This window comes from Pseudomonas sp. A39 (assembly GCF_058145955.1).
Genome location: NZ_JBYVMD010000007.1, coordinates 58,125 through 79,700, shown reverse-complemented (window position 1 = coordinate 79,700; position 21,576 = coordinate 58,125). Strand labels below are relative to the sequence as shown.

17 protein-coding genes and 1 other RNA gene are annotated in these 21,576 nt (G+C 61.6%); 3 read left to right on the top strand and 15 right to left on the bottom strand.

Features of this window, described 5'->3' with window-relative positions:
* Window positions 1–55: 55 nt before the first annotated feature.
* From recR to dnaX, 4 genes are all read right to left on the bottom strand, one after another.
* Window positions 56–658, bottom strand: a complete 603-nt coding sequence (gene recR / locus AC3ZU9_RS07480; protein ID WP_015885312.1) for a recombination mediator RecR — start codon at window positions 656–658, stop codon at window positions 56–58.
* A gap of 65 nt (window positions 659–723) precedes the next feature.
* Complete coding sequence (locus AC3ZU9_RS07475) at window positions 724–1,758, bottom strand: NADP-dependent oxidoreductase (protein WP_046036433.1); 1,035 nt, start codon at window positions 1,756–1,758, stop codon at window positions 724–726.
* 133 nt (window positions 1,759–1,891) lie between these two features.
* On the bottom strand, window positions 1,892–2,230 hold the full coding sequence (locus tag AC3ZU9_RS07470; protein ID WP_003175481.1) for a YbaB/EbfC family nucleoid-associated protein: 339 nt from the start codon (window positions 2,228–2,230) through the stop codon (window positions 1,892–1,894).
* Between the two features lie 42 nt (window positions 2,231–2,272).
* Entirely contained in the window at window positions 2,273–4,333 is a 2,061-nt protein-coding gene (dnaX, locus tag AC3ZU9_RS07465; protein ID WP_102062032.1) for a DNA polymerase III subunit gamma/tau, read from the bottom strand.
* A 133-nt stretch (window positions 4,334–4,466) separates the two neighbouring features.
* On the opposite strand from dnaX, the gene AC3ZU9_RS07460 reads away from it, so the two are divergent.
* A complete protein-coding gene (locus AC3ZU9_RS07460) occupies window positions 4,467–5,216 on the top strand; it encodes a substrate-binding periplasmic protein (protein WP_102062033.1) in 750 nt (249 codons plus the stop codon).
* Window positions 5,217–5,269: 53 nt separating this feature from the next.
* Window positions 5,270–5,641: a VOC family protein gene (locus AC3ZU9_RS07455; protein ID WP_093543461.1), complete on the top strand. Its 372-nt coding sequence runs from the start codon at window positions 5,270–5,272 to the stop codon at window positions 5,639–5,641.
* Here the strand turns inward: AC3ZU9_RS07455 and AC3ZU9_RS07450 are convergent.
* On the bottom strand, window positions 5,555–6,514 hold the full coding sequence (locus tag AC3ZU9_RS07450) for a DMT family transporter (RefSeq protein ID WP_490090504.1): 960 nt from the start codon (window positions 6,512–6,514) through the stop codon (window positions 5,555–5,557). The two genes, AC3ZU9_RS07455 and AC3ZU9_RS07450, sit on opposite strands and share 87 nt — an antisense overlap.
* Window positions 6,515–6,617: 103 nt before the next feature.
* Between AC3ZU9_RS07450 and AC3ZU9_RS07445 the strand changes: the two genes are divergently transcribed.
* Entirely contained in the window at window positions 6,618–7,484 is an 867-nt protein-coding gene (locus tag AC3ZU9_RS07445) for a LysR family transcriptional regulator (protein ID WP_490090503.1), read from the top strand.
* Between the two features lie 214 nt (window positions 7,485–7,698).
* On the opposite strand, the gene AC3ZU9_RS07440 is transcribed toward AC3ZU9_RS07445, so the two are convergent.
* The 10 genes from AC3ZU9_RS07440 to AC3ZU9_RS07395 form a co-directional block, all read right to left on the bottom strand.
* Window positions 7,699–8,289 (bottom strand): hypothetical protein, encoded by a 591-nt coding sequence (locus tag AC3ZU9_RS07440; protein WP_046036427.1) that lies wholly within the window; start codon window positions 8,287–8,289, stop codon window positions 7,699–7,701.
* 1 nt (window position 8,290) lies between these two features.
* Window positions 8,291–9,337 carry an N-acetylmuramidase family protein gene (locus AC3ZU9_RS07435; RefSeq protein ID WP_015885320.1) on the bottom strand — a complete coding sequence of 349 codons (1,047 nt, stop codon included), beginning with the start codon at window positions 9,335–9,337 and terminating at the stop codon, window positions 8,291–8,293.
* A gap of 157 nt (window positions 9,338–9,494) precedes the next feature.
* A complete protein-coding gene (locus AC3ZU9_RS07430) occupies window positions 9,495–11,456 on the bottom strand; it encodes a hypothetical protein (RefSeq protein ID WP_490090502.1) in 1,962 nt (653 codons plus the stop codon).
* A 20-nt stretch (window positions 11,457–11,476) separates the two neighbouring features.
* Window positions 11,477–11,908 carry a hypothetical protein gene (locus tag AC3ZU9_RS07425; RefSeq protein ID WP_490090501.1) on the bottom strand — a complete coding sequence of 144 codons (432 nt, stop codon included), beginning with the start codon at window positions 11,906–11,908 and terminating at the stop codon, window positions 11,477–11,479.
* A 125-nt stretch (window positions 11,909–12,033) separates the two neighbouring features.
* An RNA gene (gene ffs, locus AC3ZU9_RS07420) (signal recognition particle sRNA small type) lies at window positions 12,034–12,130 on the bottom strand.
* Window positions 12,131–12,305: 175 nt separating this feature from the next.
* Window positions 12,306–13,472, bottom strand: a complete 1,167-nt coding sequence (locus AC3ZU9_RS07415) for a zinc-binding metallopeptidase family protein (RefSeq protein ID WP_093545598.1) — start codon at window positions 13,470–13,472, stop codon at window positions 12,306–12,308.
* 243 nt (window positions 13,473–13,715) lie between these two features.
* The gene (gene ligA, locus AC3ZU9_RS07410) at window positions 13,716–16,073 is read right to left on the bottom strand and encodes an NAD-dependent DNA ligase LigA (protein ID WP_093545595.1); all 2,358 of its coding nucleotides are present in this window, start codon (window positions 16,071–16,073) and stop codon (window positions 13,716–13,718) included.
* Between the two features lie 87 nt (window positions 16,074–16,160).
* Window positions 16,161–17,024 (bottom strand): cell division protein ZipA, encoded by an 864-nt coding sequence (gene zipA / locus AC3ZU9_RS07405; RefSeq protein ID WP_015885325.1) that lies wholly within the window; start codon window positions 17,022–17,024, stop codon window positions 16,161–16,163.
* A 259-nt stretch (window positions 17,025–17,283) separates the two neighbouring features.
* Complete coding sequence (smc, locus tag AC3ZU9_RS07400; RefSeq protein WP_064052658.1) at window positions 17,284–20,772, bottom strand: chromosome segregation protein SMC; 3,489 nt, start codon at window positions 20,770–20,772, stop codon at window positions 17,284–17,286.
* A gap of 2 nt (window positions 20,773–20,774) precedes the next feature.
* Window positions 20,775–21,434 carry a GntR family transcriptional regulator gene (locus tag AC3ZU9_RS07395; RefSeq protein ID WP_015885327.1) on the bottom strand — a complete coding sequence of 220 codons (660 nt, stop codon included), beginning with the start codon at window positions 21,432–21,434 and terminating at the stop codon, window positions 20,775–20,777.
* Window positions 21,435–21,576: the final 142 nt, after the last annotated feature.

Genomic DNA, 21,576 nt, shown 5'->3' with positions numbered 1-21,576 from the left:
GGGCAAGCCCGCTCACCACAGCAAGCCAGCTCCCACATTTGTATTGAGGTGGTCTTTAGAGGGCGATCGGTTTACGCCCGGCGAAGGAATGCGCCAGCGTCCCACCATCCACCAACTCCAACTCGCCACCCAGCGGCACGCCGTGGGCGATGCGCGAGGTGATCAGGCCTTTGTTGGTCAGCAATTGGGCGATGTAATGCGCGGTCGCCTCACCTTCCACCGTCGGGTTGGTGGCCAGGATCACTTCGGTAAAGGTGCCCTGCTCTTCGATGCGCGCCACCAGTTGCGGAATGCCGATGGCTTCCGGGCCAAGGCCGTCCAGCGGCGACAGGTGGCCCTTGAGCACAAAGTAGCGCCCACGATAGCCGGTCTGCTCTACCGCGTAGACATCCATCGGCCCTTCCACGACGCACAGCAGTGTGTCGTCGCGGCGCGGGTCGGCGCATTGCGGGCAGAGCTCTTCCTCGGTGAGGGTGCGGCACTGGCGGCAGTGGCCCACGCCGGTCATGGCCTGGCTCAGGGCCTGGGCCAACCGGGTGCCGCCGCTGCGATCACGCTCGAGCAATTGCAGCGCCATACGCTGGGCGGTTTTCTGGCCGACACCCGGCAATGTGCGCAGGGCGTCGATCAGTTGGCGAATCAGGGGGCTGAAGCTCATGGGCAATGGTCCGACAAAACAACGAGACGCGGTTTATACCCGCGCCCCGGATTAGCGTCAAATCCTCAATCCTGCGCGACGCGTACCACCAACTTGCCGAAGTTGCGCCCTTCCAGCAAACCGATAAAGGCCTCGGGTGCCTGCTCCAGGCCGTCGACCACGTCCTCGCGGAATTTAATCTTGCCATCGCGCACCCAAGGCGCCATGGCGCTGAGGAATTCCGGCTGGCGATCACCGTAGTCATCGAACACGATAAAGCCCTGGATGCGCACACGCTTGGTCAGCAACGTACGCTGCAGTGCCGGCAACCGGTCAGGACCGCTGGGCGCCTCGTGGGCGTTGTAGCCGGCGATCAGGCCGCACAACGGAATGCGCGCCTTGGGGTTAAGCAGCGGCATCACGGCATCAAAGACCTTGCCGCCGACGTTTTCAAAATAGATGTCCACACCGTTGAAACACGCTTGGGCCAAGTCATCAGCAAAATTCGCACTCTTGTGGTCGACGCAGGCATCAAAGCCCAATTCGTCCACCACGTAGCGGCATTTGTCGGCGCCCCCTGCGATGCCCACGACACGCAAGCCTTTGAGCTTGGCCACCTGCCCCACCACCGAGCCCACCGCGCCGGACGCTGCGGCGACCACCAGGGTTTCGCCCGCCTTGGGCTGCCCGATGTCCATCAGGCCCATGTAGGCGGTCATACCCGGCATGCCCAGCACACCCAAGGCCATGGACGGGCTCGCCAGGCCGCTAGGCACCGGGATCAGGTTGCGACCATCGGAAATGCTATGGCTCTGCCAGCCGGTAGCGCCGACGACCAGGTCGCCCACTTCGAATTTCGGGTTACGCGACTGTTCGATACGGCTGACAGCCCCACCGGTCATCACTTCGTCGATTTCCACCGGAGCGGCGTAGGACGGTGCATCGCTCATACGTCCGCGCATGTAGGGGTCGAGGGACAGGTACAGGGTTTTCAGCAGGACTTGGCCGTCAGCCAAGTCAGGCAGATTCACACGCTCCAGGCGGAAATTTTCCGGGGTCGGTGCGCCTTGAGGGCGTGAGACCAGGACAATGCGCTGGTTCAGGATCGGTTCTTGAGGCATGAAGGGGCTCCTTTATCGAATGTATCGGTATAGGGTGCAGACCCTGCGTGGCGTACCAGGGTTCGATCCAATTGGCACACAAAAAAATGCCAGGCACGTGGCCTGGCAGTGGAGTGTAGCTAAAACACATCGATCAGAACGGCAGCTTCATGCCCGGTGGCAGTTGCATGCCGGCGGTCACGCCGCCCATTTTTTCCTGGCTGTTGGCTTCGATCTTGCGCACGGCGTCGTTAACGGCCGCGGCGAACAGCGCCTCGAGCATTTCCAGGTCATCTTCGCCAACGCCCGGCAGGACGCTTGGGTCGATGCTCACGCGCTTGATGTCGTGACGACCGGTCATCACCACACTGACCATATCGCCACCGGCTTTACCGGTGACTTCGGCGTTGGCCAGTTCTTCCTGCATCTTGGCCATCTTTTCCTGCATCTGCTGCGCCTGCTTCATCAGGCCGGCCATGCCACCTTTCATCATGGGAATCACCTCAAAGTACGTGGATCAATTAGTAGCCCGGTGTTATGACGCCTGAGGCACCGGGGCTTCGACGGGTTCAATAGTATCGTGACGGACGACCGCACCGAACTGTTGCATCATTTGCTGGATGAGTGGATCACCCTGGATCGAATCCTCGGCCTCGCGCTGGCGGTTGATACGCCGGCGGGTCGCGGCCTGGGCCGGGGTTTCCTGCTCGGGCTTGATCAGCTCGATGGTGATGGTCAGCGGGCGCTCATGATACTGGTTCAGTGCATCGTTGAGGCGGCGTTGCTGGGTCGCGTTGAACAGGGCGCTGTGGGCCGGGTCCAGGTGCAACAGCCAGTGGTCGCCCTCAATGGAGATCAGTGTGCAGTTGGCGGCAATGCTGCCGGTCATACCGGAAATCGGCAGTTTCGGGAACAGCTCCAGCCATTGCAGGGCCAGGCCGGTGGCCGGGGCCGCAGCGGGTTCCGCCTCGGGCTCGGGGGCCGGCTCGGCGGTGTGTTCGCTGGCCAGGTCGTCCAGGTAGCTGTAGGCCGAATCCATGTCCGGCTCGATGTAGTCCTCGTCCAGCGGCGGTTCGTCGTCGAGGTCGATGCCCGGCGTGGCAGCTTCCACCTGGGCCACGGTAGGCTCGGGGACCGGCGCGGACACCCACTCGGGGGCATCCGGCACCACGCTGTCCGGGGTCGGCGTGGGCATCGGCGTCAGCTCGGGCTGCTCGCCGATGGTTTCCAGCACGGGCTCTACGGCAGGCACCCGCTCGACGTCGGCGTCAGCCTCCACCGGGTCATTCCAAGGCAGGTCGACGACCGGCTCAGGCGCGCTGACCGGTTCCGGCTCAACCGCCGGCGCAGCAGACACTGGTTCAGGTTCAGGTTCAGGCACCGAAGCAACCGGCGCGGGTGCAACAACCACTGGCGCAACCACCGCCGCGCCAGCCACTGGTTTGGCGGAATCAACTGTGGCCTGGCTGATCCCCACTGGCTTTAGCGGCTGTCTCGGCGCGTCTGCCGAGTCGGCGGGCCGGAAGGCCAGCATCCGCAGCAGCACCATTTCAAAGCCGCCCCTCGGATCGGGGGCCAGGGGCAGGTCGCGGCGACCGATCAGGCCCATCTGGTAGTAGAACTGCACGTCTTCGGCCGGCAACGCCTGGGCCAGGGCCAACACGCGGTCGCGGTCGCCATGGCCGTTGTCGACACCCTCAGGCAGCGCCTGGGCGATGGCAACGCGGTGCAGCACATTAAGGATTTCCGAGAGCACGCCATTCCAGTCGGGGCCTTGCTCCGACAAGTGGCGCACGGCCTCGAGCAAGGCCTTGGCGTCGCCTTCGATCAGCGCGTGCAGCACGTCGAATACCTGGCCGTGGTCCAGGGTACCGAGCATGGCGCGCACGTCGGCGGCCATGACCTTGCCCTCACCAAAGGCAATGGCCTGGTCGGTGAGGCTCATGGCGTCACGCATCGAACCATCGGCGGCGCGGCCGAGCAGCCACAGGGCATCGTCTTCGAACGGTACGTTCTCGACGCCCAGCACGTGGGTCAAATGCTCGACCACCCGCTCAGGGGTCATGTTTTTCAGGGAGAACTGCAGGCACCGCGACAGAATCGTTGCAGGAAGTTTCTGCGGGTCGGTGGTGGCCAGGATGAATTTGACGTAGGGCGGCGGCTCTTCCAGGGTTTTCAACAAGGCGTTGAAGGAGTGGCTGGAGAGCATGTGCACTTCGTCGATCAGGTAGACCTTGAAGCGGCCGCGGCTTGGCGCGTACTGCACGTTGTCGAGCAGTTCGCGGGTGTCTTCGACCTTGGTGCGGCTCGCGGCGTCGATCTCGATCAGGTCGACGAAACGCCCTTCGTCGATTTCCTTGCACACCGAGCACGTGCCGCAGGGCGTCGAAGTGATACCGGTTTCACAGTTCAGGCATTTGGCGATGATGCGCGCAATGGTGGTCTTGCCCACCCCCCGAGTACCGGTGAACAGGTAGGCGTGGTGCAGCCGTTGGCTGTCCAAGGCATTGATCAGAGCCTTGAGCACATGGGTCTGGCCGACCATTTCGCGGAACGAGCGCGGACGCCATTTACGTGCAAGAACCTGATAACTCATCGAAAACCGTCGCAACTGGGAAGCGGAAGCCGGTAATGCTAGCGGAGCAAGGGGGAAATTGCATCCGGCACGCTCGCCTAATCTGACTAAGCTTGCCTGATTGGCCCCAAAAAGGCCTGAACCCGGAGAGTGTATGCGCGGAGTCCTGGGCGCTTTATGGATGATCACCTCGGCTTGCCTTGCAGCCCCCGCCCCCTTGCGCTTCTCGGTCTCCGACAGCTGGGCCATGCCCGTGGTGCAGTTGGAGGACGGCCGGCCGACCCAGGGTATTTTGTATGACCTGATGTTGAGCCTGGCCACCCAAGTTGGCCGACCGGCCGAATTCCACGTGCTGGCGCGGGCGCGCATCTCCGGCGCCATGGAGCATGGCGACATTGATGTGCGCTGTTATGTCACCCAGGCCTGGGTCGACAACCTGTCCGGCGACTACAGCTGGAGCGTCCCGCTGATGGTGCAGCGCAACCTGCTGGTCAGCACCCACATCCCCGCGCAGCCGGTACACGTCAGCACACTCGCGCCGCAAGCCATCGGCACGGTGCTCAATTACCGCTACGCCACCCTCGACCCGCTGTTTGCCAGTGGCCAGCTCAGCCGCGACGATGCGCGCAGCGAGGAGCAAGTGCTGCACAAACTGGTGGCCGGGCGCTTCAAGTTCGCCGTGGCCAATGAATGGATACTCGACCGTTTCAACCAGCGGATGCCGGTCGGCAAACGGCTGCACAAGGTGGCGGTGATGGATGAACAGCACCTGGGCTGCGCCGTACGCAACGACCCGGATGTGCCGGTGCAGCAGATCCTGCGCACCTTATTGCGGATGAAGCTGTCGGGCGAGATCGATCAACTCATCCAGCTCTACACCGGTGAGACTCCTGACAGGAACTGACAGCACCGCCTTATAGACTCGGCTCCCCAAACACGCATGTCCAAGGAGCCCGCATGAACACCATCGCCCACTATTTCCTGCTGTACGTCGACAGCCCGGCCACCAGCGCCAACTTCTATAGCCGTCTGCTGGACAAGCCACCGGTGGAGCTCAACCCGACCTTCGCCCTGTTCATTCTCGACAATGGGGTAAAACTGGGGCTGTGGTCGCGCCATACCGTACAGCCGGCGGCCCAGCTCACGGGCGGTGGCGGTGAAGTGGGCGTGTCCCTGGCCGACAAGGCCGCCGTGGATGCCTTGCACGCCCTGTGGGTCGAGCGCGGTGCGACGATCATCCAGTCACCGACCGCCCTGGACTTCGGCTACACCTTCGTCGCCCAGGACCTCGATGGTCACCGGCTGCGCGCGTTCTGCCTGCACGATTGACCGCCAACGCCCTTCCAGGCTGATGGCGGCCACGCTGGCCAACACGATCACGCCGCCCAGCACCACTTGCAGGGCAATGTGCTCGCCCAGCAGCGTTGCCGCCATCGTCATCGCCACCGGCGGGATCAGGTACATCGCCACTGAGGCGCGGCTGACCTCGACATGTTTCAACACATACCCCCAGGCCAGGTACGCCAAGGCGCTGGGAAAAATCCCGAGGACCAGTACCGCGAGGTTTTCCGGCAACGGCGCCTTCATCACCGCCGAGGGCAGACCTGGCAGATTCACGCAGAGCATCAAGGTGCCCGCCCACACCATGTAGCACGCCATCGTCAGCGGGCTGTAGCGGTGCGCATAGTGTTTCTGGATGGCGAAGTACAAGCTCCACGACACGGCCGCGAGCAGGATCAGCAAGCCGCGCGGGTCGATATCGCCCACACCGTGATCGCCCCAGATCACCACCAGCACGCCGAGCAAGCCCAGCAACACGCAGCTCCAGCGCCAGAGGCTGACCCGTTCCTTCAAGCAGAAAAACGCGAGCAATACACTGAACAGCGGCGCCGATTGCGCCAGCACGCTCGACGCCGCAGCGGTCACGAATTGCTGCCCGTAATTGAGGCTGGTGTGGTGCAGGAACACGCCGAAAAAACTCAACACCAGCAGCCACGGCAGATCCCGCACGCGGGGTCGACCGATGCCCAGCACCAGCGCTACGCCCGCCATGAACACTGACGCAATCAAGAACCGCAGCAGCGCGAGCCGGCCAGGGCTGTAGCTGTGCAGGCCCATATGCACGCCAATCGGTGAATAGGCCCAACAGAGGATGACGCTGGCGATGACTAGCGTAAGCTTCAGGGGTGACGGGGTATTCATTGACGGCCATCCGAAAACTGAGAAGGAATGCCGTCAGTCTTGGCCCAGGCAAGGCGTAGGACAATTAACCGTTTCTGACTTCTGAAATCACGGGAACTGAGCAATGGAACTGGCCCAACTGAACATGGTGCGAGCCGTGGCGCGAACCGGCAGCGTGGCCCAGGCCGCCGTGCAATTGCATTGCGTGCCGTCCAACATCACCACGCGCATCAAGCAGTTGGAAAGCGAGTTGGGCACGCCACTGTTTATTCGCGCCGGGCGTGGGCTGGTGATCAGTGCTGCCGGTGAGATCTTCCTGGAGTATTGCGAACGCATCCTGGCCTTGGTGGACGAGTCCAAACGCGCCGTGGACGCCAACGCCATTCCCCGTGGCACCCTGCGTATCGGCGCCGTGGAGTCCAGCGCCAGCGGGCGTCTGCCGCCCCTGCTGGCCGAGTATCACCGGCGCTACCCGGACGTCAGCCTGGAACTGGTGACCGGTGCCTGGGGCGAGCTGCTCGACGACCTGCAACACCACCGCCTGGACGTGGCGCTGGTGGCCGCCGGCAACAAACGCGCGAAGCTCGAACACAGCGTGGTCTACAGCGAACGCCTGGTGCTGATCGCCAGCGCCTCCAGCGACCCGATCCACAGCGCCGAAGACCTGGCTGGCCGCACCTTGCTGGTGTGGCCACCGGGCTGCCCTTATCGGGCGGCGCTGGAGAACTGGGTCAAGCCCCACGCCTTCAAACCGGCGATTGCCAGCTATGCCAGCTGGGGCACGATCATCGGTTGCGTGAGTGCCGGGATTGGCGTGGCGCTGGCGCCGGAAGGCATCCTGGCCCGCTATGAGCAGGCCAATCAGCTGGCGTCGTACCGCTTTGAGGAACTGCAGGCAGTGGACAACCTGCTGTTCTGGCACAAGGACACCCAGCGGCACGTGGCGCGGGATGCGTTTGCCGACTTGTTGCGTGAAACCTTTGGCGGATGAAAATCCAAAATGAGGCTGTGGGCTTGTTGGGGTAAATGGGGCTCTTTGTGATGTACGGTTTTTTGTAGTGAGCGGGCTTGCCCCGCGCCGGGCTGCGAAGCAGCCCCATCAGATCGACAGTGAACCCGCAGGGGGTCAAGCCCCGCTCACCCCAAAAAGCCCCATCCCCCACAACACGCCCGCGTCCAGATTTAGACGCTTATCGTTGTCGAGATCAGCCTTTGGGGGCCGCCAACCGCGCGTACTGATCCTGGCTGATCCACCCCGTAAACGAGCGATCATCCGCATTGATGAATTCGACCTGGGCCCAGCCATCCTTGAAAGCCAGCACACCGACCACGTCATTCTTGACGATGTACGGCCGTTTCGCCGCCTTGGCACTTGGGTTTTTCAGCAGGTAAGCCTTGTCGGCGGACACCTTCACCAAGCCGATCCATTTTTTGCTGGCGGTCTGGGTCAGGTCCAGGCCAGTGGCAATCTCCGGCATCAGCACATTGAGGCAACCCGGATGCTGGCGGCCTTCTGCCACGGTGAGGGTCACGCCGTCAGACGACGCTGCCACGCTGCCGGGGTAAGACTCGTCGAGCCAAGTGGTCAGCGCGGCGGGCTGGCCTTGCAAGTAAAACGTGCAGCCGCGCGTCACGCCTTCGCCCATCTGTTCCGAGTAGTAGCCTTCGACCTGGTGCTCAGGCGTCACCGCGAGCATCAGCCCTTCGTATTTGCCTGAATGCAACGCGGGCGAACCGGCAAAGGCAGGGGCTACGGCGCACAACGACAACACACCCAGTGCTAGAAAACGGATCATCTTATTTTTTCCCTTCAAGTTTCTCGTAGGCTTTTTGCATCAGGACGTCGTAGTTGCCGTAGTCCTCGCCGTTATAGTTACGCGCCATGCCGGTAAAATCTTTAGTCTTCATGGCCTTCATCAACGCCGGGCTCTTACTGCAAAACCCGAGAAACGCCTTTAGTTGGTTGCCCGCATTCACTTTTAATGCCGCAGAAAACTCAAACACGGTCTTGTAACCACAGGATGCAAAGTTGAACCCCATGATCTGAAACATGCCCCACGACGCCGACATCAAGGCCGCTTCCTGATCCAGGGCAAAGGCGGTGGCCATGGTTTCCCAGGCCTTGGTCTGGTCCTTGTTGTTAATCTGCCACTGGGGCCCGGCCTTTTTCTTATACGTGTAGGACAGCAGCGGGTGCGCCTGGTCGTAGATGTGCTTGGTGTACCGCTGAAACAGGTGCCCTTCAAACGCGATCACCGGCAACTTGGCCGGCCCGAACCCCGAACGCCCGCCGGACTCCACCGTGGCGAAAGCCTTGATGATATTCACCGAAATGCCGCTGCCCAACTGCGTGGCGGCGTTCTGAAAGTCGCTCTCGCTCAGCGTCATGCCCCCGTCGCACGTGGCCTGGAGCATCAATTGGCGGTTACGCCGCTCGGCCTCGATCACCGCGCGCATGCGGTCCAGGTACACATTGACCGTGGCTTGCACCGCATCCCCCTGGTTATTGCCGAACGTATTCAGAAAGCTCGGAATACGCAGGGTCGGGAAGGCCTTCACCGGCACCTTGACCGCCTCTTCGATCAAACTGTTAAAGGTTTTACCGGTAGGGTCGATCACGCCATCGGGGTGGGCATATTTGAGGTGGCGAAACTGGTACTGGCTGATGCACTGCACCAACTGGCCGTCGCACTTGCCGTTTTCGGCCAGCGGAAACCCCAGCTTGGGAATGATCAAATTGAATAGATACTGGATGCACTGCACATCGGCGGGCAAGTTACGGGCTTTACCGGGGGCGCCCACCGAAGCACTGATAAGACGGGGCAACCCTTGCAGGCTTTTCATCACAGACATCCTTGTTAGTTAAAGAAGTAGTGGCACTTCAATATCAACTCCACCACCTTGTCATACTCTGAAACAAGTGGCTGGCGGAAACTAACAAGGAGGTTTGGGGTTGTCCAGAGCGACCGGTAAAAGTTGTGAAACAGCCGAATATATTTGATCAGTAACCGTGAAACTCTCGGGTTTTCTGATACGTGTGGAAATCAATCCACTCGACCACGTCGTAAGGCAGGTACAGCTGCGCGCGAGCCCTGGAAATGGCGATGTACACCGCGCACAGTCGCTGATCGAACGCGTAGGCATCCTTGAACTTAACGTTGGTGAGCAGCTCAGGCGTGAGCAATACGCGGTCGAACTCCATGCCGCCCGCCTCTTCCGCGAGCATCAGCAGGCAGCGCTTGCCGGGGACGCCGCTCAACCGGTTCAAACGGGTAATGTCGGCGACGTTGAAGCCTTTTTCCAATTCACTCTCGACCCACAGGAACGATTCATCGAACTGGCCGGCATCGCGCACCTGCTGCCAGTCGTCCATGTCGCTGAAATACGCATGCGGGCCGTTGTCGTTGTGCTCGTTGCTGTAGAACTCCGGCTTGAACAAGGCGACGGCGCTGATCATGAAGCGCTCAAGGTCCTGCTGCGCGGCGTTGTCGAGGAGACCAAAGGGGCAGTTGGCCTGCTGCAACTGAATCGCCCATTTCATGGTGTCCCAATGGGAGGCGGTCAGCACCACGCAGCCTTCCGGCGGCACAAAGCCTTGGGGGTAATGCTCGATGCCGACATCGGCATCCCGGGCGCCTTCAAAGGGCGTCTTGCCCTTCTGCGAGTGCACGCTGATCAACGGATTGACCAGACGCTCGACGTTGCGGCCTGAGCGGACGGAGTAACTGATGTCAGTGTGCCGGACCTCACGCTTTCTCCGGACCATCACACCGCTGGCCAATTGGTATTCATCGCCGAGGGTGATCAGCACCTGGCGGCCGCGCTCGATAATTTGCAGCAACGACGGCGGGATGTCTTGGCTTTCGTCGATCAGTACATGGGTGTACCGGGGCGGCACCACGCACCCTTCGAGGCTCGCACGCTTGATCAGCCACAGCGCCGCGAAGCCGGTCTGGTTGGCCCATTGCGGGTTGGCTTCCAGGTAGGTCCACACGCGGCTGGCATACTCCAGCAACGCTTGGGCGTCGACGCTGGACAGCGGTTGCTTGAAATGCGGCAAGTGCCTCGCCGACAGGCTGTGATGGTTGGAGTGGCAGTAGCTTTCGAGCACCTTCAGACAGATATCGAGTGTCGCCGCACCATCGTGCCCCCGCCAGCCATGGATATTGAGGGCCTGGGACACATCGTGCTTGCCGGGCAACCTCACCGGCGAAATCTGCGCGGAGGGCCGTGGCCCCTGCAACAGGGCCTTGGCGAAGGCGGCAAACGTCGAGCCGGCCTTGCTGTCACGCGCCAACCCCATACGCTCGCGAAGCGTCGCCAACTTTGCCCCCGTGCGCGCCAGTACGAGGGTCTGAGCGGGCCGCAGGCACTCCATCAACGCGCCGAGCAAGTGGCTCTTGCCGATGCCCGCATAGCCTTGCACATGCAGGTCTTCGTTCAGGTTGGCGCGAAAGGTGCGCACCAGCTTGTCCTGGGCCGGGCTGAGCCAGCGTTCGCGGTGCCGGGGCGTGATCATCTGCTGGCTGAACGGGTCATTGCTGCGCAGGTGGCGGACCTTGTAGCCGATATCCCATTTGCCTGAAGGCAGCAGGTAATCCCGTGCCGCGACTTCCTCAGCCGACAGCAGCCGCAGGTTGACCGTTTTGAGCGCATTGAAGCCAAAGTACAGTTTGCGCGGATCGAACAGCCGCTGGGCTTCGGACAGTAATCTCGCGGTGCCTTCTGCCTGCGTGTCCACCGCCCAGTCGATCAGCTTGGTCAGGATGCGCTCGGCGCCCGTGCAGGTCAGGTCTTTTTCTGCGGTCTGGGCCAGGTTCTGGATGACCAGCACGGCGGCCAACTCCGGGTCCGTCAGGCCGGCAAGGGCCGTGGCACCGTCCGTGCCCAGCAGCGCCGTGCAGGTCTCATCCGTCACGGGCAGGAAGACGGGGCTGGATAAATCAAAGTGTTCCGGTTGCATAGTTCCTCGCAGCTAGGCAATCAGGCATTGCCCTGACCGCCCAGCTCAAACCGATATTCTCCAAGAGACCCCGACATGCCGCCGCTATGAGGATGCACGTGCGGCGTAGAGGCCATCGCATTGATCTGCTGTTGGAGTTCGAACACCGCCATATCCAGCAGCCTGCGCAAGTCCTCGGCACTCTGTGCGGCCACATTCAACTGCAGCGTGCAGGCACCCGCGAGTGGCGGCGACGCGGACTCGGCGGGCGGCGCGGGTTCATCGGCCACCTGCGCAACCTGGATCATTTGCGCCTGGCTGAGGATCTCCGCGTGCTCGTCATCCATCAGGTCCAGCACCCTCGCTAATTCCAGGGTCTGTTCAGGGTGCGATTGAATACGGTCCTTGATCTCCAGGCGCCGCATCTGCCACTCCCGCAGTTTTTCGCGAGTGAGGTCGTCGACTTTTTCCACGTGTGTTGTCTCCGGATGCCAGGCACTGGAGTATGCCGCCATGGACCGCCCGATGGCAGATGGCGTGAAAGCATTTTTGAAGTGAAATTTAAGAGGTGATGCAAGGAAGAGCGTTATGGAGGCAACCCCACCAGCCACACCCCGGCACACAATGTTCCCGCTGTGGCTGCTGCCTTCCGGCTCTGACCAGGTTCACGGGTAATCGTTGCGGGGGGACCGATGGGGTCACCATAACGACGCTGGCCTCTCGGCAAGCGGGGCCATTGTACCGATCTCATCGGAAGTTACAACCGTTGGGGCCGGATTAAAAAATGAGGGGGTTCAAGTACTTGTCATAGCTCTGGAGATTGGCGTGTTCTCCTGTGGGAGGGAGCAAGCCCCCTCCCACCTTGGCTCATCACTGTGCGTGCACGACCTCATCTGCCCTTCCGCCCTCTTCCTGGATCACCAGATGAATAAAGTGCAGCTTGGCGATCACCGCCGGTGGCAGCACGAAGGGATAGAAATCTGGCTGGCCCATGCTGCGCGACAGTTCGTTGAGCATACCGGCCAGTTCGATCCAGGCGTTGACGAACGATAGGAACGCCGCGCCGCCAGGGTGCTCGGGGTCGTAGAGCGTGCTGAGGGGGAATGGCTGGTAATCCAGGTCCATCTCGCGACCGCTCATGCCAAAGCCGAGGGCGGTGTCGACGGCGTCCATCATGTGCAGGTAGTGGGCCCAGGTTTCGGCCCAGTCTTCCCAAGGGTGCATGGTGGCGTAGGCACTGACGCAGGTTTGCTGCCAGTCGGGGCGCGGGCCGTTCTGGTAGTGCTGGTCGAGCGCCTCGGCGTAACTGGCGCGTTCATCGCCGAACAGGGCGCGAAAGGCTTCAAGCCAGTGGGTATCGGCGATCAGGCGGTCCCAGTAGTAATGGCCGACCTCATGGCGAAAATGGCCGAGCAGGGTGCGATAGGGTTCGCGCATTTGTACGCGGACTTTTTCACGGTGGGCGTCGTCGGCTTCCTTGATGTCGAGGGTGATCAAGCCATTCGCATGACCCGTCATCGGCGCATTGCCTTCCAAGTCGATACCGACGAAGTCGAAAGCCAGGCCGTTGTCTTCGTCGGCGGTTTTGGGCACGACTTGCAGGCCGAGGCTGATCAATTGCGCGACCAGGCGGCGCTTGGCGGTTTCTACTTTGCGCCAGCGCTCATGGTTTTCCGGAATCGACAGGTCGGGGATGGTGCGGTTGAGGCTGCACGCCACGCACAGCGGCGCGGTGCTGTGGGCCGGGATCAGCCAGTTGCAGGCAGCCGGCGTGTCGAGGTTGGCGCAGCGGCGGAAGGCGCCGGCATCGAGATTGTCATCTTGCAGCCACGTGCCTTCCACGGGGCCGGGCTGCAGGGACGCGAGTCGACTTTGTTGCGGTTGATAACCCAGCAGTGCCTGACAAGCCAGGCACTGGCTGTTGCGAAAGAACAGGGATTGGCCGCAGCGGCACTGCCATACCTTGCTGTCGCGAGACGGGCCGGCCGCGAAGGGCGCAGCAATACGCGAACTGAGTTGCTCGAAGTAGCGGAACATGGCGATCTCTCCCAGGGTGACTGAGACTAGATCATTTCGCCGCCGAAATCGTTCCACATTATTGTAGTGAGGGGGCTTGCCCCGCGCTGGGTGGTGAAGCTGCCCCAGATACAAGCACTTCGGTCTATCTGAAACACCTCGGTGTCTGTGTTGGGGCTGCTTCGCAGCCCGGCGCGGGGCAAGCCCGCTCACTACGACAAGCCCGATCACCACAGCAATCGGGCTCACCACAAAGGTCCCGAATCAGACGGGGATGTTGTGTTTGGCGAGGAAGGCGACGAAAGCTTCTTCATCCAACACCTTCAGGCCCAATTCACTGGCCTTGGCCAACTTGGAACCGGCACCCGGCCCGGCCACCACGCAGTGGGTTTTCGCCGAGACCGAACCCGCCACCTTGGCGCCCAGGCTTTCAAGTTTGTCCTTGGCCACGTCACGGCTCATCAGCTCCAGGGAGCCGGTGAGCACCCAGGTATGCCCGGCCTCGGGCAAGCCTTCGACCACCTTCTTCTCGCTGTCCCAATGCATGCCAAAATCCTTGAGCTGCTGCTCGATGGCCAGGGCGTGGTTGGCGTTGTCTGCGTTATCGAAGAATTCGCGCACAGCCTTGGCCTGCTTCTCGGGCAGTGCCTGACGCATATCCAGCCAGTCGGCCTTGATCACGCCTTCCAGGGTAACGAACTTGTCCGCCAGCTTCTGCGCAGCGCCAGGGCCGACGCTGGGCACGTGGAGCTTGTCGAGCAAACCACCCAAGGTGGTGCTGGCGGCGAATTCGGCGCTCAGTTCGCCCTGATCTTGCAATTGCAGGCCGCATGCCTGCGGCGACAGCAGCGCGCCGATCACGTCCTGGTTGTGGCTGTCTTCGAAGAAGCTGTGAATCTCGTGCGCCACTTCCAGGCCCACGTCCGGCAGGTACGTCAGCACTTCCGGCAAGGCTTTTTGCACGCGCTCCAGAGACGCCAGGGAGCGCGCCAGCACCTTGGCGGTTTCCTCGCCTACGTCGGGAATGCCCAAGGCGTAGATAAACCGCGCCAGGGTCGGGGTCTTGCTGTTTTCGATGGCGGTGATCAGCTTTTTGCTGGAAATATCGGCAAAGCCTTCCAGGTCGATGATCTGCTCGTACTTGAGCGTGTAGAGGTCGGCCGGCGAGCCGATGAGCTTTTCATCCACCAGTTGCTCGATGGTCTTGTCGCCCAGGCCGTCGATGTCCATGGCGCGGCGCGAAACGAAATGGATAATCGCCTGCTTAAGCTGGGCGCCACAGGCCAGACGGCCGACGCAACGGTACACCGCGCCTTCGCTGACGGTTTCCTTGCCCTTGCTGCGCTTGACCAGTTGCGTGCGCTCCACATGGGAGCCACACACCGGGCAGCTTTCGGGGATCTGCACCGCGCGGGCATTTTCCGGGCGGCGCTCGGGGACGACCGACACGACCTGCGGAATCACATCACCGGCGCGGCGGATGATCACGGTGTCGCCGATCATCAGCCCCAGGCGCGCAACTTCATCCATATTGTGCAACGTGGCGTTGGACACGGTCACACCCGCGACCTTGACCGGTTTAAGTCGCGCGACCGGCGTGACGGCACCGGTACGGCCGACCTGGAATTCCACGTCGAGCAGTTCGGTCAGTTCTTCCATGGCCGGGAACTTATGCGCGATGGCCCAGCGCGGTTCGCGGGCGCGGAACCCCAACTCGCGCTGGGAGGCGATGCTGTTGACCTTGAATACGACACCGTCGATTTCATACGGCAGGCTGTTACGCCGCTCGCCGATGTCGCGGTAGTAATCCAGACAATCCTGGATACCCTTGGCCAGTTTCAGCTCGTGGCTGATCGGCATGCCCCACTTCTTCAGTTGTTGCAGGTTGCCGATATGGGTATCACTGATGTCGGTGGTCACACCGTAGCAGCAGAACTCCAACGGGCGGCTGGCAGTGATCTTCGAGTCCAGCTGGCGCAGGCTACCGGCAGCGGCGTTACGCGGGTTGGCGAAGGTCTTGCCGCCGACGTCCAGTTGCGAGGCATTGAGCCGTTCGAAACCGGCCTTGGACATGAACACTTCACCCCGCACTTCCAGGGTCGCCGGCCAGCCGCTGCCGTGCAGCTTCAACGGAATATTGCGCACGGTGCGTATGTTGACGCTGATGTCTTCGCCGGTGGTGCCGTCGCCACGGGTGGCACCGCGCACCAGCTCGCCGTCCTGATACAGCAGGCTGACCGCCAGGCCATCGAGCTTCGGTTCGCAGCTGTACTCCACCGCTGCCCCGCCGCCAAACAGATCGCCCACCGGCAGGTCGAGCCCTTCGGTCACCCGGCGATCAAATTCGAGCATAGTGGTTTCATCGAAGGCATTGCCGAGGCTGAGCATCGGAATGTCGTGCTTGACCTGGGTGAACGCCGACAACGCCGCACTGCCGACCCGCTGCGTCGGTGAATCACGCGTGACCAGGTCCGGGTGCTCGGCCTCCAGGGCCTTGAGCTCGTGGAACAGCCGGTCGTACTCGGCGTCCGGAATGCTCGGCTCGTCAAGGACGTGGTAACGGTAGTTGTGCTGATCCAGTTCAGCGCGCAGTTCGAGGATGCGGGTGTGGGCGGCGGTCATGGGTGTTCTCTCATAAAGCAAAAGAGCAGCCGAAGCTGCTCAATATGTTAGTGCACGGATTCTACAGACAACGCTTAAGATCGAACCTCAACGTTTCTGTGTCAGGGCGCGACGCTCGAACTCGACGATGCGCTGACGGTAGTGTTCGATGGTTTGCGCGGTCAAGACGCTGCGCTGGTCATCCTTGAGCTCGCCGTTCAGTTCCTGGGACAGCTTGCGGGCTGCCGCCACCATCACGTCGAACGCCTGTTTCGGGTGACGCGGGCCTGGCAGGCCGAGGAAGAAGCTCACGGCCGGGGTGCTGAACAGGTCGATATCGTCCAGGTCGAACGTACCCGGCTTGACCGCATTGGCCATGGAGAACAGCACTTCGCCGTTACCCGCCATGCTTTCGTGACGGTGGAAGATATCCATCTCGCCAAACCGCAGGCCGCTTTCCAGGATGTTCTGCAACAGGGCCGGGCCTTTGAAACCGGCGGCGTCGCGGCAGATCACGCTGATCACCAGCACTTCTTCGGCGGGCGGCTGATCGTTCACGGACTGGCGCGGCGCGTTCTTGCCCGCGTTTTCATCCGGGAAATCATCATCGCGGCTGCTGAAGCTCGGGCCTTCATCGACGTCGAGGTTCAGGTCACCCTGATGCGGCTCGGCCACGCCGGCGTTGGCGCGTTTGCCACGCTTGGAAGATGGCTCGCGGGCTTCACGCACTGGCGCGCTCATCGACGGCAAGTCGTGCTCGTCCAGTTGGGGTTCTTTATGGGTATCCAGCACGCGGGGCGGCCCCAGCAGCTCGGCGCTGCCGTCGTCGTCGGGCAAGTTGGACAGGTTGCGGTCCAGACGGAATTTGAGCTTGCCCTTGCCACCGCGCATTCGGCGCCAGCCATCAAAAAGAATACCGGCAATGACAATAATGCCGATGACGATCAGCCACTCGCGCAGACCGATTTCCATGTAATCCCGTGCCTCTAATAAAAAATGCTGAAAAATAAGGGGTTTAGCACCGTGCAAACCGCTTTAAAACGTGGCGCCAACTCTATGTTCTGACTGACGTTTTGCCCACGCATACGAAAAATTGACATTAAACTAGCACGACCAAAGATAACTTTACACCGTCTGTCAAAATGCCTTGAACAAATATGTCCATTTGCCACTTTCGCCAGACCGGTAAACCGTCTTACGGTGCGCTAAAAAAATTCTCTCGCGACAGGGTTCAAGACTCCACCATCGCCATCGCCTCTTCCACATCCACGGCCACCAAACGCGAACAGCCCGGCTCATGCATCGTTACCCCCATCAACTGATCAGCCATTTCCATGGCGATCTTGTTGTGGGTGATATAGATGAACTGCACGGTCTGGGACATCTCTTTGACCAACCGCGCGTACCGTCCAACGTTAGCGTCATCCAGCGGAGCGTCAACTTCATCGAGCATGCAGAACGGCGCCGGGTTCAACTTGAAGATGGCAAATACCAGGGCCAATGCGGTCAGGGCTTTCTCGCCGCCGGACAACAAATGGATGGTGCTGTTCTTTTTGCCCGGAGGCCGCGCCATGATCGTTACCCCTGTATCGAGTAGATCTTCGCCCGTCAGTTCCAAGTAAGCGCTGCCACCGCCGAAAACTTTTGGGAATAAGGCCTGTAAACCGCCATTAATCTGATCAAAGGTATCTTTGAAGCGGTTACGGGTTTCCTTGTCGATCTTGCGGATCACGTTTTCCAAGGTGTCCAGGGCTTCCACCAGGTCGGCGTCCTGGGCGTCCAGATAACGTTTACGCTCGGATTGCTGCTGGTATTCGTCGATGGCGGCGAGGTTGATCGCGCCGAGTCGTTGGATACGTGCAGCAATGCGCTCAAGTTCTTCTTCGGCGTCTTTCTCGTTGGCCTGGGCGGTCAGGGTGTTAAGCACGCCGTGCAGGTCATAGCCGTCTTCCAGCAATTGGTCCTGGAGGGTCTTGCGGCGCACGGTCAGGGCTTGCCATTCCATGCGCTGTTGTTCGAGCTGGCCGCGGATCAGCTGGGATTGCTGCTCGGCCTGGGTCCGGCGTTTTTCGGCGTCGCGCAGTTCGCGGTCGGCGTCTTCCAGGGCGATCTGTGCGGTCTTGAGTTCTTCGTCGACGGTCATGCGTTTGTCGAGCAACTCTTCGAGCTTGAGGCGCAACTCTTCCAGCGGCGCCTCGCCTTCTTCCAGGTTGAGGCTCAGTTGCTCGCGCTTTTCGGTCAGGCGCTCGGACTGCATCTCCAGGCGCTCAAGGGCCTGGGCCGTGGACGCGTGCTGGGCCTTGAGCGACCCTAAGCGTACCGCCAACTGGTGAGCGTGGTCCTTGTGCTGCCGCGCTTCCTGGCGCACGCGGTCAAGGCGCTCGCGCAGGCTGTCGCGCTGGGCCAGCAGCAATTCGCGCTGCTCGGTGTCCAGCGCCATGCTGTCGAGGGCTTCCTGCAACTGCAGGCGGGCTTCGCCGATCTGTTCGTGTTCGAGGGCGCGTTGCTCGCCCATCTCGGCAACTTCTTCGTCCAGACGGGTGCGGCGCAGGGTCAGTTGCTCGACCTTGGCTTTGCTCGCGGAGAGCTGGGCTTTCAATTCGCCTTGCTGGCGCGCTTCGTCCTGCAACAGGCGGCGCAGGTGTTCACGACCGGTCTCTTGCTGGCGCTGGGTGGCCCGCAGGGTTTGCAGTTCGGTTTCCAGGCTCTCCAACGTGGCTTCGCGCTCTTCACGCTCGGCGATCAGGTTGACGATTTCCTGGCCACGGGCCAGAACACCGCTTTCCGCTTCACTGGCGCGCCGTACACGCAGGAAATGGCGCCCCACCCAATAGCCGTCGCGGCTGATCAGGCTTTCGCCGGCCGCCAGCTGGCCGCGCTGGGCCAGGGCCTGCTCAAGAGATTCGACCGGCTTGACTTGGCCGAGCCACGGCGACAGATCAATCGCCGCCTCAACTTTATCCAGCAAACTGCCCGGCACCCGCGCGCCGTCAGCGGCCGGGCTGAGCAAACGCAAATCGCCCTGGGCAAAACCGGCCAGGTCAAAACCGCCAAAATCGTCCACCAGTACGGCTTGCAGGTCGGCGCCTAAAACGGTCTCTACCGCCAGCTCCCAACCGGCTTCAACTTTTAATCCTTCAGCCAGGCGCGGGCGTTCGGCCAGGTGCTGGTCGCGCAGCCATTCGGCGGTACCGGTGCCTGGGTCCAAAGCGGCTTGCTGCAACGCCTCAAGGGATGCCAGGCGGCCATTGAGCCGCTGCAAATCCCCCTGGGCCTGTTGCTGAGCCTGGGTCGCCTGTTGCAGTTGCTGACGCAATTGCTCCAGGCGCTCCACTTGTTGTTCTTCGCTGGCTTCCAGTTCCTCCAGCGTCATTTCGCTTTCGGCCAGTTGTTCGCTCAGCTCCATGATCGCCGCGTCTTCCGGGTCGGCGGCGAGCAACACGCGCTCTTCCTGCAGACGCCGCTGGCGCTCGGCCAGGCGCTCCATGCTGGTTTCCAGCTGTTGGATGCGTGACTGCTGCACCTCGGCCTGGCGGCGTGGCTCGGCGGACTTCAGGTTGAAGGTGTCCCACTGTTCCTGCCAGCCGTGCATGGTGGTTTCGGCTTCTTCCAGGGCGGCGGCGGCTTCTTCGGCGGCGGCGCTGGTGAGTTCCTGCTCGGGCGTGAGCATGTCCAGCTCTTCGCCGAGGGTCAGCAGCAACGTGCGATCGTGTCCCAGGTGCGATTCGGTTTCCAGGCGCGCGCGCTCGGCTTCCTTCAGGTCATCCTGCAATTGGCGCAGGCGCTGCTGACCGTGCTGGATGCTCTGCTCCACGCGAGCAATGTCGCCACCCACCGAATAGAAACGGCCTTGCACCAGATTGAAGCGCTCGGACAGGTCATGGTGGCCGTCACGCAGGCGCTCGATGCTGGCGTCAGCATTGCGCTGCTCGGCCACCAAGGCTTCGAAGCTGATTTCCTGGGTGCCGATGATCGCTTCGCGCTGCCCCACCTGGTCATTCAGCGCCTGCCAGCGCAGGGCCGAGAGTTGCGCCTTGAGCTGGCGCTCCTCGCCTTTGTATTCCTGGTACTTCTCGGCGGCCTGGGCCTGGCGGTGCAGGCGCTCCAATTGGCGCTCCAGCTCTTCACGCAGGTCGGTCAGGCGGGCGAGGTTCTCGTGGGTGCGGCGGATACGGTTTTCGGTCTCGCGGCGGCGCTCCTTGTACTTGGAGATACCGGCCGCTTCCTCGATAAAGTTACGCAGGTCTTCGGGCTTGGCTTCGATCAGCTTGGAGATCATGCCCTGCTCGATGATCGAGTAGCTGCGCGGGCCCAGGCCTGTGCCGAGGAAGATATCGGTGATGTCCCGACGGCGACACTTGGTGCCGTTGAGGAAGTAGCTGTTCTGGCTGTCGCGGGTCACTTTGCGGCGGATCGAAATTTCCGCGTAGGCCGCGTACTCGCCGATCAACGTGCCGTCGGAGTTATCGAACACCAGTTCGATGCTCGCCTGGCTCACCGGCTTGCGGCTGGTTGAGCCGTTGAAGATGACGTCGGTCATCGACTCGCCACGCAGGTTTTTAGCCGAGCTCTCGCCCATCACCCAGCGTACGGCGTCGATGATGTTCGACTTGCCGCAACCATTGGGCCCGACCACCGCCGCCATGTTACTGGGGAAGTTGACCGTGGTCGGGTCGACGAAGGATTTAAACCCCGCCAGTTTGATGCACTTGAGCCGCACGCTTAGGCGTCCGCCAACGCAGCGATGACCAGCGAGGAACTGCGCTGGCAGTAAGCCGACAGCACGAGGCGAATCTGCGGCAGGTCACGGGCGAGTACGGCGGCGAGCAATTGCTCGAACAGCGCCAGGTACTCGCTCATGGACGCCTTGCGTTGATCCAGGGCCAGGTAATAAGCACGGTTCATCGCCGGCTGCAGGTTCTCGACCGTCTCCTGCAGATACGGGTTGTTGGCGAAGGGGTACGCGGCGCGCATCACATTGAAGCACTCTTCGACGAAGGCGCGGATGTCCTGGCGCTCGAAATTGGTCACCAGGCGCTGTTGGATCTGCACAAAGGGCGCCATGTCCACCTGGGTCTGCCAGCCTTGGGCAACCGCATTGCCCAGGAGGATGTACAACTCGCTCATCAAGGTGCACAGGCTCTGCACTTTGTGCGCGGTGAGTTCGGTAACGTGGGCGCCACGGCGCGGCAGGATCGCGATCAGGTGACGGCGCTCGAGGATCAGCAAGGCTTCGCGCACGGAACCACGGCTGACATTGAGTGCCAGCGTGACCTTTTGCTCCTGGATCCGCTCCCCAGGCTTGAGATCGCCGCGAATGATGCGTTCGGCGAGGTGGTGAGCAATTTGCTCGGCGAGACTGTCCGGCGCCTTGAACGTCATGTTTTCCCTTCAAAATCTTCTATCGATACAAGCGCGGCAGTGTAGCGCATTGGCCCGCTGATGGCGCTACGCCCACGGCGGCGAATTTGGCATGAAATAAGCAACGTTGAACACCCAAAAGCCTTTAAAAACACCGGTTCCA